This is a genomic window from Streptomyces sp. NPDC030995, assembly GCF_055571215.1.
Window position 1 is genome coordinate 18,469 of sequence record NZ_JBVIFS010000018.1, and the last position, 11,814, is coordinate 30,282.

Below are 11,814 nucleotides of genomic sequence, written 5' to 3' on the forward strand. Positions count from 1 at the left end.
ACGTCGGCTGCGGGAACAGTGTGACGACGAGCTGGCGGAGGGAATCGTGCCCGAGCTGTCCCGCCGCGTCATGAACGACGAGACAGAACTGCCCGGTCTCCTCCTCAACCACGGCCAGCCCGTCGCATACCTCACAGGCCGGGCCGTCCACCAGGCGCCCACCACCTACTTCCCTGTACTGGAACGGGCCCTGGATCTAACGAAGAAGGGCCCCCGCCATCTTGCTGACCGCCTACCGGACCCCGGCCGCGATCCGCCGCATGGGTGTCAGGCGGCTGGAGGCATGGCTCCGTAACCGTAAGGTCGGCGGGGCGGCCGCGCTCGCAGCCCGGGCCGTGGAAGCTGCCCAGAACCAGATGACCGCCCTGCGAGGCGAAGAGCTGGGCACCGAGCTCGTCGCCCGCTCGGTAGCCGCCCACAGCGACGAAGTGGCCGAACTCGACGGCCGAATCGAAACCCGGTTCCGCCGGCACCAGGACGCCGAGGTCATCCTCGCGATGCCCGGCATGGGACGCACTCTTGGAGCGGAGTTCGTCGCCACGACCGGCGGTGAACTCACCGCCTTCGCCGGCCCCGACCGCCTGACCGCGTTTGCCCGCCTGGCACCCGTCCCCTGGGACTCCGGGACGGTCGGCGGGAACCTGCGCGGACGCCGCCGCTACCACCGCGGCCTCCAGCGGGACCTCTACCTCTCCGCGCAGGTCAGCGTATTCTTCTGCCCGGTCTCCAAGGCGTAATGCGACCGGAAGGGGAAGGAAGGCAAAGGGCACAGCGAGCAGTTCTCACCCTCGCTCGGCGCCGCGGCAATGTCCTCTGGGTCATGATCCGCGACCACGCGCCCTTCCAGGCCGCCCCAGTCCGCGGCAGAGCCGTTTGGCTTCAGGTGGGCAGTGCGGTCCCGTTACGGGTCGAGGTCGACTTGCCGGGCCTCGACTTCATCAGCTCCCCTTGCGGTTGACCGTCCTGATGTTGTTTCAGTGATCCGACGGATTCTTGCAGAAGATCTTGACAGTCGCTCAGGCCCCTGGTCTCCTGCCTCCAACGCCCATGTGCGAGCTGCAAATTGTTAGCGCTAACAATCCTCCGCGTCCCCCACCACCCTCAGGGGCCACACCTTGTCGCCGCTCCGCCGCTCCGCCGCTCCGCCGCTGCGACGCGCCGTGCGGCCGGATCCGCAGGTGCCGAGGGCAGGTCGCCCCTGCCCAAACCGTGTGACAGCTCATCCGGTCACAAAGGAGATCTCAAATGCGCAGACAAAGTTCCAGCCGCAGCCGCCTGTCCGCGGTGCTCGCCGCCGCGGTCGCTGCCCTGGCCGCGTTGGCGGCGCTGCTCGTCGCCGGCCCGGCTCAGGCGGCCACCACCAGCGACTTGCGCGGTGTTGCTTCCGGCCGCTGTCTCGATGTGGCGGGCTTCAGCCAGTCCGACGGCGCAAACGTGCACATCTGGGACTGCCACGGTGGAATCAACCAGCAGTGGACGTTGACGGACAGCAGCCAGCTGACCGTGTACGGCAACAAGTGCCTGGATGTCCGGGGCGGCGCCACCACGTCCGGGACCCCGGTGCAGATCTGGACGTGCAACGGCAGTGAGAACCAGCAGTGGCGGGTGAACTCCGACGGCACGATCGTCGGCGTGCGGTCCGGGCTGTGTCTGGAGGTCTCGGGCTGGGGCACGGCCAACGGCACGGGGGTGCAGATCTGGTCGTGCCACGGTGGCAGCAACCAGAAGTGGACCGGCCTGTCCGGGGTGAGCAACGCGTGTGCTCTTCCGTCGGCCTACCGGTGGACCTCGACGGGTCCGCTGGCGCAGCCGGCGAACGGGCAGCTGGCGCTGAAGGACTTCTCCACCACCACGTACAACGGCAAGCACCTGGTCTACGCGACCACCTCCAACGGAACGGCGTGGGGCTCGACGGCATTCAGCCCCTTCACGAACTGGTCGGACATGGGGGCGGCCACCCAGACCAGGATGAACGAACCCGCGGTGGCGCCCGAACTGTTCTACTTCGCGCCCAAGGACGTCTGGGTGATGGTGTCCCAGTGGAGTCAGTGGCCGCTCTACTACCGCACCTCCAGCGACCCCACCAACCCCAACGGCTGGTCCGCCGCGCAGCCGCTGTTCACCGGCAGCCTGCCCGTGGGACCCGGGGACCGGAGGGACGCCCCGATCGACCCGACCATGATCGCCGATGACCAGAACATGTACCTGTTCTTCGCCGCCGACAACGGCAAGATCTACCGGGCGAGCATGCCGATCGGGAACTTCCCGGGCAACTTCGGCTCCTCGTACACGACGGTCATGAGCGACGCGACGGACCTTCTGTTCGAGGCGCCGGAGGTCTACAAGGTCCAGGGCCGGAACCAGTACCTCATGATCGTTGAGGCGCAGGGTTCGAACCGCTACTTCCGCTCGTTCACCGCCTCCAGCCTGGACGGTCCGTGGACCGTCCAGGCCGGCAGCGAGAGCAGCCCCTTCGCGGGTCAGGCCAACAGCGGTTCCACCTGGGCCAAGGGCGTCAGCCACGGTGACCTGGTCCGCAACAACCCCGACCAGACCATGACCATCGATCCCTGCAACCTGCAGTTCCTCTATCAGGGCCTCCCCACGACCACACCGGAGAACACCGACTACCTGAAGCTGCCGTACCGGCCGGGTCTGCTCACCCTGCAGCGCTGACCCGCCTGAACCACGGCGCTCGCGATGTGGTGCGTTCCGCCGACGTGCAGCCGAGCGGTTCATGGCGTGGGCAGCTCCACCTGCTGACCCATGCTCACCGCACCGAGGAACCCCAGCCGCGCATCGGCTGGGGTTCCTCATCCTGTACCGGCGGCCAAGGCGTAGCGGAGCCGGGCCGTGGAACGCCACGGCCCGGCTCCGGGGCGTTGCGGCTCAGCGGGCGCCGAGGAGGTGTTCGAGGGCGAGCTGGTCCAGCTGCTCGAAGGCCATGCCGCGGCGGGCGGCGGCGTCGACGTCGAACTCGTCGAAGGCGGACGGGTCGGCCAGCAGCCCGGCCAGGCCGTCCGCGGCGGTCGGGAGGGCCAGTTCGGGCAGCCGGGAGGCGGCGAGCGCGGCCCGGACCTCCGGAGCGGACCGGAAGGCGCGGGCACGCTCCGCCAGGATCAGGTAGTTGCGCATGCAGCCGGCCGCCGAAGCCCAGACGCCGGCGGAGTCCTCGGTGCGCGGCGGCTTGAAGTCGAAGTGACGGGGGCCGTCGTAGCCGGCCGACTCCAGCAGGTCGACCAGCCAGAAGGCCTGGCGCAGGTCGCCCGCGCCGAAGCGCAGGTCCTGGTCGTACTTGATGCCCGTCTGGCCGTTGAGGTCGATGTGGAACAGCTTGTCGTGCCACAGGGCCTGGGCGATGCCGTGCGGGAAGTTCAGCCCGGCCATCTGCTCGTGGCCGACCTCCGGGTTGAGGCCGACCCGCTCGGGCCGCTCCAGCTCGTTGATGAACGCCAGGGCGTGGCCGATGGTGGGCAGCAGGATGTCGCCGCGCGGCTCGTTGGGCTTGGGTTCGATCGCGAAGCGCAGGTCGTATCCCTGGTTCTCGACGTACTCGCCCAGCAGGTCGAAGGCCTCCTTCAGTCGGTCGAGGGCGGAGCGCACGTCCTTGGCCGCGCCCGACTCCGCGCCTTCGCGGCCGCCCCAGGCGACGTAGACCGAGGCGCCGAGTTCCACGGCCAGGTCGATGTTGCGGATCGTCTTGCGGAGCGCGTACCGGCGCACGTCCCGGTCGTTCGCGGTGAAGGCGCCGTCCTTGAACACCGGGTGGGTGAAGAGGTTGGTGGTGGCCATCGGGACCTTCAGCCCGGCCGTGTCGAGTGCGGTGCGGAAGCGCTTGACCGCCTGCTCGCGGGCGGCCTCGCCGGCGCCGAAGGGGATCAGGTCGTCGTCGTGGAACGTGACGCCGTAGGCGCCGAGCCCGGCCAGCCGCTCCACGGTCTCGACGGGGTCGAGGGCGGGTCGGGTGGCGTCGCCGAAGGGGTCCCGGCCCTGCCAGCCGACGGTCCACAGGCCGAAGGTGAACCGGTGCGCGGGAGTGGGGACGAGCGGGTCGCTGGTCATGAGGGTCTCCGGTTCAGGGCCGAGGGCTATTTGTAATGGCAAAAAACAAATTAGTATGCCGAGACGCCAGAAGGAACCCCACCGGAGGAACGCATGTCTGCTCAGCGTGTCGTGATCGGTGTCGACAGCTCGACCCAGTCGACCAAGGCCCTCGCCGTCGACGTGGAAACCGGCACGGTCCTGGGCGAGGGCCGCGCCGTGCACGCCGTCAGTACGGGCGCCGGACGCGAGAGCGACCCCGAACAGTGGTGGCGAGCGCTCGGCGAGGCCATGGCGGGCACCGGCTGGGCGGATCGCGCCGCCGCCTGCTCGATCGCCGGCCAGCAGCACGGCCTGGTCACCCTCGACGCGGCCGGACGGCCGGTGCGCCCGGCGCTGCTCTGGAACGACGTCCGCTCCGCCCCGCAGGCCGCCGAACTCGCAGCCGCGTTCGGTGCGGCAGAGCTCGCCCGCCGCACCGGAAGCGTCCCCACGGCCGCCTTCACGGCCGCCAAGTGGGCCTGGCTGCACACGAACGAGCGCGCCGCCGCCGACCGCGTCGCGGCCGTCCGGCTTCCCCACGACTTCCTGACGGAGCGCCTGACCGGTGAGGCGGTGACGGACCGCGGAGACGCGTCGGGAACCGGCTGGTGGGGCCCGGACGGCTACGACACCGACGTCCTCGGCCGGATCGGCCTCGACCCCGGGCTGCTGCCGCAGGTCCTCCCGCCGGGAGCCCGGGCGGGCGTCGTCCGAGCCGGGATGCCGCTGCGCAGGGGCGCACTGGTGGCGACCGGGACCGGTGACAACATGGCCGCCGCCCTCGGCCTGGGCCTGACCCCCGGACGTCCGGTGCTGAGCCTCGGTACCTCCGGCACCGTCTACGCCGTCGGCCGGACCCGGCCCACCGACCCGGGCGGAACCGTCGCAGGCTTCGCCGATGCCCTCGGCGGCTGGCTGCCGCTCGCCTGCACGCTCAACTGCACCCTCGCCGTCGACCGCTTCGCCGCCCTCGTCGGCCGCGACCGGGAGGACGTCGAGGGAGGCGGCACGGCGGTGGTGCTTCCCTACCTGGACGGCGAGCGCACCCCCGACCTCCCGGGTGCTTCCGGCCTGGTCCACGGCCTGCGCCACGACACGACGCCGGGCCAGTTGCTCCAGGCCGCCTACGACGGCGCCGCCCACGCCCTGCTCGCGGCCCTGGACGACGTGCTGCGCGCCGGAGGCGAGAGCCCCGCCCCCGGCGAACCACTCCTGCTGATCGGCGGCGGAGCCCGCGGCAGGGCCTGGCAGAGGACCGTCCTGCGACTGTCCGGGCGAGCGGTCCAGGTGCCCGAGGCCCGGGAACTGGTCGCGCTCGGGGCCGCCGCCCAGGCCGCCGCACTGCTCACCGGTGAGCCTGCCGATGCCGTCGCCCGGCGCTGGCGGACCGCCGAGGGCCGGGTACTGGAGCCCGTACCCCGTGACGACGACACGCTCGAACGGATCACCAGTACGCTGCGGCGGGCGCGGGCCTTGCAGGAGGTCCCGCCGGGAGAGCGATAGGAGGGTCGGGCCGATGACGGGGACCGGCAGGGCGAGCGGGGGCGCGGAGGCCGCGCCCGCCTCGCAGCAGGGGATGCGCCGGCGGAACCTCGCGGTGGTGATCGGCGTGGTCGCCGCGCACGGCCCGCTCTCCCGGGCGGACGTGGCCGGGCACACGGGCCTGACCAGGCCGGCCGTCTCCTCCATGGCCGACGAGCTCATCGGTCGGGGAGCGCTGACCGAGACGGAGACCGCGCCCAGCGGACGGGTCGGCCGCCCCGGACGGGCGCTGGCCCTGAACGATCGGGGTCCCGCGGGCCTCGGCCTGGAGATCGGCGTCACCCATCTCGCCGCGTGCGTCGTGGACCTGCGCGGTGAACCCCGGGTCTGGCGTCGCGTGGAGCGGGCCAACGCGGGCCGGCCGGCCGGAGAGGTGCTGGCGGAGGCCGCCGCGCTGGGCGCCGAGGCGGAGTCCGAGGCCGCGGCCCTCGGCCTGCGCGTCGAGGGCCGCGTCCTGGCCGTGCCGGGGGTGGTGCCGAACGAGCCGGGCGGACTGGTCGCGAACGCTCCCAACCTCGGCTGGCAAGCCGTCCGCCCCGCCGACCACTGGCCCGACCCCGACACCGCGCCCGAGCCGGAGAACGAAGCCAACCTCGGGGCGCTGGCCGAGCAGTGGCACCGGGGAAACTCCGCCGAGACCTTCGTACACGTCTCCGCCGAGGCCGGAATCGGTGCCGCACTGGTCATCGGCGGGCAGCTGTTCCGGGGCGCCCGCGGCTTCGCGGGCGAACTCGGCCACCTGCCCGTCCACCCGGAGGGTGCCCGTTGCGCCTGCGGGGCGCGCGGTTGCCTGGAGCAGTACGCGGGCGAAGCGGCCGTGCTGCGCGAGGCCGGGCTGGGGCGCGTCGGCGACCCGGTGGCCCTGCTGGCCGAGCGGGCGGGAGCCGGGGACGCGGCGACCCTGCGCGCCCTGGACCGCGCAGGACGGGCCCTGGGCCTCGCCCTCACCTCGGCGGTGAACCTGATCGACCCGGACGGCCTCGTTCTGGGCGGTGCCTACGCCGAACTCGCCGACTGGCTCCTCCCGTCCATACGCGCCGAACTGGCCGCCCGGATCACCGTCCGGCCCTGGACCCCGGAGGCGGTACGACCCTCCGCCCTGGGGCGCCGCGGACCGGTGCTGGGCGCGGCCTGGTCGACCGTCCGAGAGATCATCGCCGATCCCACTCGCCTGCCGGCCCGGTAGTGCTGTGACCGCGTGGGTTCGCCGGGCTGGTGGCCGCCGTTCCCCGGTGCACCGGGGCGGTCAGTCGTCGATCGCGCTCGCAGCGAGTCGCCGCTCGGACAGGCGGCCGGCCACTGCTCCACGGCCGTGATGTGGACGGTCGCGGCCGGTGCCAGGCTGCGCGGACCGTGCCGGGCTTCAACTGGTTCACAGTCCCAGTGCCAGCCGGTAGTAAGCCTGGTTCCAGCGGAGATCGCGCCGGAACTGCTTCGGGGTGGTGGTCTCGTCGATGAGGGCGAGCTCCAGGCGGAGCATTTCCGCCAGGTCGTCGAGGTGGTCGGAGGTCAGGGCGGTGCTGAGGACGGTGTGGTGCGGTCCTCCGGCCGTCAGCCAGGATTCGGTGGAGGTCCGCAGGTCGGGGCGGGGCCGCCAGACCGCGCGGGCGACGGGCAGTGCGGGCAGCGGGTGAGGGGGTGCCACCACGTCGATGTCATTGGCGATCAGGCGGAAGCGGTCGCCGAGGTCGGCGAGCCCGACCACCACGGCCGGGCCGGGTGCCGCGTCGAACACCAGCCGCACCGGGTCCTCCCGCCCGCCGATGCCGAGGGGGTGGATCTCGCAGCTGGGCCTGGAGGCGGCGATGGTGGGGCAGACTTCCAGCATGTGCGCGCCGAGGATGAGCTCGTTGCCGGGTGTCAGGTCGTAGGTGTAGTCCTCCATGAAGGAGGTGCCGCCCGGGAGGCCGGCGGCAGCCACCTTGAGGGCGCGCAGCAGGACGGCGGTCTTCCAGTCGCCCTCTCCTCCGAAGCCGTACCCCTGGGCCATGAGCCGCTGGACCGCGAGGCCGGGCAGCTGGCGCAGTCCGCCCAGGTCCTCGAAGTTGGTGGTGAAGGCCCCGAAGCCGCCCGTTTCGAGGAAGGTGCGCAGGCCGGCTTCGATGCGGGCCGCGTAACGCAGCGCGTCGTGCCGTTCGCCGCCCGGGCGCAGTTCCGGCGCCAGGTCGTACAGGTCGGCGTACTCCTCGACGAGGGAAGCCACGTCGGTCTCGTCCGCGCTGTCGACGACCTTCACCAGGTCGTTGACGCCGTAGGTGTTGACGGAGACGCCCAAGCGCAGCTGGGCCTCGACCTTGTCGCCCTCGGTGACGGCCACGTCGCGCATGTTGTCGCCGAAGCGGGCGACCTTGAGGGTGGCCAGTTCGGATCGTGCGGCGGCCGCCCGCGCCCAGATCGCGACGCGTGCGCTCGTCTCGGGATCGGTGACGTGGCCGGCCACCGTTTTGCGGGGTACGCCCAGACGGGTCTGGATGTGCCCGAACTCGCGGTCTCCGTGGGCGGCTTGGTTGAGGTTCATGAAGTCCATGTCGATGGTGTCCCAGGGCAGGGCCACGTTCGACTGGGTGTGGAGGTGCAGCAACGGCTTGCGCAGCGCGTCCAGTCCGGCGATCCACATCTTGGCCGGCGAGAAGGTGTGCATCCAGGCGATCAGCCCGATGCACCGGTCGTCGGCGTTCGCGTCGAGGCACACCCGGCGGATGGCGTCGGCGTCGGTCAGTACCGGCTTCCACACCACGCGCGCGGGAATGCCGGAGGCGTCGGCCAGCGCGGCGGCGATCTGCAGCGACTGTTCGGCGACCTGCTTCAGCGTCTCCTCCCCGTACAGGCCTTGGCTGCCGGTGAGGAACCAGATTTCCTGGGCGGGGGATGTTCGGCTGGGCACATGGACTCCTGAAGGTGACGTCCCGCAACGGTGGTGAGGGCGGCGGGCGGGTGGGAATGCGGGAACGGACAACGGGGCGGGGGTCAGCCCGCGGTGTGGGTCGTGTCGCGGATGTGCCTGAGGCGGTGCAGCAGGCCACCCGTGGCGAAGTGGTCGTGCAGGAGCCGGTATTCGGCGAAGAGGGCGTCGTACGCCTCGGCCCGGGTGGCGTCGGGCAGGTAGACGGCCGGCAGCCGGCGGCCCATGGCGGCGGTGGCCGTCCGTACGTCGCCGTGCGCGCCGGCGGCTACGGCGGCGTGGATGGCCGACCCGAGGGCGGGGCCCTGGTCGGACGCGGCCAGGGAGACGGGGCGGCGCAGCACGTCGGAGTAGATCTGCATCAGCAGTTCGTTCTTGGCCAGTCCGCCGGCGACGATGAACTCGTGGACCGGTACGCCGCCTGCTTCCAGGGCCTCCACGATGACGCGGGTGCCGAACGCGGTGGCTTCGAGCAGTGCGCGGTAGACGTCCTCGGGGCGGGTCGCGAGGGTGAGACCCACGATGACTCCGGAGAGGTGGTGGTCGACGAGGACCGAACGGTTGCCGTTGAGCCAGTCGAGGGCGACCAGTCCGTGTCCGCCGACCGGCTGGCCGGCGGCCTTCCGGGTCAGCAGGGTGTGCAGGTCCTCGCCGCGCTCGGCGGACTCGGCGAGGTAGTCCGACGGGACGCCTTGGTCCAGCACCCAGGCGAAGATGTCGCCGACCGCACTCTGGCCGGCCTCGTAGCCGTAGGTTCCCTCGACGATCCCGCCGGCCACGACACCGCAGATGCCGGGGACGTCGGCGAGGACGGGGGCGTTCACGACGTGGCAGGTGGAGGTCCCCATGATGGCGAGCAGTTGTCCGTCCTCGACGGCCTGGGCCGCCGCCGCGGTGACATGGGCGTCGACGTTGCCCGCGGCCACGGCGATGCCGGGCCGCAGCCCTGTCCACGCTGCCGCCTCCGTACTGAGCGAGCCCACTCGTGATCCCAGAGCGGAGAGGGGGAATTCGAGGCGGGTGCGTGCGAAGTCGGCGAACCGGGGGTTCAGCGCGGCCAGGTACTCCTCGCTCGGGTAGGCGCCGTCCTGGTGGATGCCCTTGTATCCGGCGGTGCAGGCGTTGCGGGACTCGGTTCCGGTGAGCTGCCACACGATCCAGTCGGCGGCCTCGATCCACCGCGCGCAGCTTTCGTAGACGAGCGGGTCTTCTTCCAGGACCTGGAGCGCCTTCGCGAACTGCCACTCGGCGGAGATCCGGCCGCCGTAGCGGGCGATCCACTTCTCCCCGCGGGCGTGGGCGAGTTCGTTGATGCGGTCGGCATGGGACTGGGCGGCGTGGTGCTTCCACAGCTTGGGCCACGCGTGGGGCCGTCCGGCGAGCTCGGTCTCGGCGAGGGGAGTCCCGTCGGCCAGCGTGGGCAGGACGGTGCAGGCGGTGAAGTCGGTGGCGATGCCGATCACCGCGGCGGGATCGATCCCGGCCGCCGCCAGGGCCTGCGGGACGGCGCGACGCAGTACGTCCCGCCAGTCCTGGGGGTGTTGCAGGGCCCAGTCCGGAGGCAGCGGCGCACCGCCTTGCGGCAGGTATCGGTCGATGACGCCGTGCCGGTAGGGGTGGACCGCCGCGGCCAGCTCCTGACCGTCGCGAACCCGCACCACCACGGCGCGGCCCGACAGGGTGCCGAAGTCGACACCGACCGTGTACTGCTCCGATTCCTCGGAAGGAGGGGCGGGCGCGAGGAGATGCGGTGACGTCAACAGAGTGCCTTTCGAAGGAGCCGTGGGCGGCACGCGGCGCGGCCCGGCAGCCGGAGATGCCGTCCCGACCATCCTGGCGGTCGGCGGAGGATCCGATGAGCTTGCAGTGTGAGCGCTAACAATGTCGATAGGCAAGGGGTCTGCGTGGATCATGTGGGAGACCCTCATGGTGCGGCGGCCTTCGTATACGGGGCCGCGGCTCGATATGCCTTTGATGCGAGGCGGGTTGAGGACTCCGATTCGGGTAGGCGGGGTCGATGGTCGCGCGAGCGGATGGAGTCCGCGTTGTTGTCGCACGCGACGGGGTAACGGACAGGTAACGCGCGCAAAGGGGTTGAGAACCCGGCTTGTTAGCGCTCACAATGCGACGGCGCCCCCTCAAGGGCATCCCGCTCCTGTCGCCCCGCCCCCGGCCCCCGCCCCGGCCCCGCCACGCCCATGACCACGGGCGCAGCCCGGCACCGGCCGTGCGGAGCCTCATCCGTAGCCCCCGAAAGGACACCCGTCATGGCTCGCAGAGCAGCCCTCGTCCTCACCGTCGCCCTTCTCGCCTCCTCGGCGCTGACCGCCTGCTCGACCGAGGGTCCCGCCTCCGCCCCGGCCTCCGGGGCCAAGACGGGCTCCGGCGGCACGATCACCATGGGCTTCGCCCAGGTCGGCGCCGAGAGCGGTTGGCGTACCGCCAACACCAAGTCCGTCCAGGAGGCGGCGAAGAAGGCCGGGATCGAACTCAAGTTCTCCGACGCTCAGCAGAAGCAGGAGAACCAGATCAAGGCGATCCGCACCTTCATCCAGCAGAAGGTCGATGTGATCGCCTTCTCGCCCGTCGTGGAGTCCGGCTGGGACACGGTGCTCAAGGAGGCCAAGGACGCGGGCATCCCGGTCATCCTCACCGACCGGGCCGTGGACACCAAGGACACCTCCCTCTACAAGACCTTCCTGGGCTCGGACTTCGTCAAGGAGGGCAAGTCCGCGGGCGAGTGGCTGACCGGCGCGTACGCGAACGAACAGGGCCCGGTCAACATCGTCGAGCTCCAGGGCACCACGGGCTCAGCACCCGCCAACGACCGCAAGGCCGGCTTCGCCGATGCCATCCGTGCCGACGGCAAGTTCAAGATCGTCGCCTCGCAGACGGGCGACTTCACCCGCGCCAAGGGCAAGGAGGTCATGCAGGCGTTCCTGAAGTCCCAGAAGGACATCGACGTCCTCTACGCCCACAACGACGACATGGCCCTCGGCGCCATCCAGGCCATCGAGGAGTCCGGCAAGAAGCCCGGTACGGACATCAAGGTGATCTCGGTGGACGGAATCAAGGACGCCTTCGTCGCCATGACCGAGGGCAAGATCAACGTCGTGGTGGAGTGCAACCCGATGCTCGGCGACCAGCTGATGGAGCTGGCCAAGAAGGTCGTGGCGGGGGAGAGCGTGCCGACCCGGGTCGAGACCCAGGAGGGCGTCTTCCCGCAGGACAAGGCCGCGGCCGCCCTGCCGTCCCGGAACTACTGACGCGACAGGTTTTGGTGCCGG

The 11,814-nt window shown here is 71.2% G+C and carries 8 protein-coding genes; 5 read left to right on the forward strand and 3 right to left on the reverse strand.

Translation table 11 applies throughout. The features are described 5' to 3' along the window. Positions 1-221 precede the first annotated feature (221 nt). The gene (locus ACZ45T_RS24845) at positions 222-737 is read left to right on the forward strand and encodes a transposase (protein ID WP_468444819.1); all 516 of its coding nucleotides are present in this window, start codon (positions 222-224) and stop codon (positions 735-737) included. A 508-nt stretch (positions 738-1,245) separates the two neighbouring features. After that, positions 1,246-2,676 carry a non-reducing end alpha-L-arabinofuranosidase family hydrolase gene (locus ACZ45T_RS24850; RefSeq protein WP_468444821.1) on the forward strand — a complete coding sequence of 477 codons (1,431 nt, stop codon included), beginning with the start codon at positions 1,246-1,248 and terminating at the stop codon, positions 2,674-2,676. 213 nt (positions 2,677-2,889) lie between these two features. Here ACZ45T_RS24850 and xylA read toward each other — a convergent pair whose 3' ends face one another. Continuing rightward, the gene (gene xylA / locus ACZ45T_RS24855) at positions 2,890-4,062 is read right to left on the reverse strand and encodes a xylose isomerase (RefSeq protein WP_468444823.1); all 1,173 of its coding nucleotides are present in this window, start codon (positions 4,060-4,062) and stop codon (positions 2,890-2,892) included. A 93-nt stretch (positions 4,063-4,155) separates the two neighbouring features. Between xylA and xylB the strand changes: the two genes are divergently transcribed. Beyond that, positions 4,156-5,586, forward strand: a complete 1,431-nt coding sequence (gene xylB, locus ACZ45T_RS24860) for a xylulokinase (protein ID WP_468444825.1) — start codon at positions 4,156-4,158, stop codon at positions 5,584-5,586. Between the two features lie 13 nt (positions 5,587-5,599). After that, positions 5,600-6,811: an ROK family protein gene (locus ACZ45T_RS24865; RefSeq protein ID WP_468444827.1), complete on the forward strand. Its 1,212-nt coding sequence runs from the start codon at positions 5,600-5,602 to the stop codon at positions 6,809-6,811. A gap of 186 nt (positions 6,812-6,997) precedes the next feature. On the opposite strand, the gene araA is transcribed toward ACZ45T_RS24865, so the two are convergent. Together araA and ACZ45T_RS24875 are read right to left on the reverse strand one after the other, a co-directional pair. After that, complete coding sequence (gene araA, locus ACZ45T_RS24870; protein WP_468444829.1) at positions 6,998-8,509, reverse strand: L-arabinose isomerase; 1,512 nt, start codon at positions 8,507-8,509, stop codon at positions 6,998-7,000. Between the two features lie 83 nt (positions 8,510-8,592). Further along, positions 8,593-10,287: a ribulokinase gene (locus ACZ45T_RS24875; protein WP_468444831.1), complete on the reverse strand. Its 1,695-nt coding sequence runs from the start codon at positions 10,285-10,287 to the stop codon at positions 8,593-8,595. Between the two features lie 507 nt (positions 10,288-10,794). Between ACZ45T_RS24875 and ACZ45T_RS24880 the strand changes: the two genes are divergently transcribed. Further along, positions 10,795-11,793, forward strand: coding sequence for an ABC transporter substrate-binding protein (locus ACZ45T_RS24880; protein WP_112447263.1), 999 nt, complete (start codon positions 10,795-10,797; stop codon positions 11,791-11,793). Positions 11,794-11,814 lie beyond the last annotated feature (21 nt).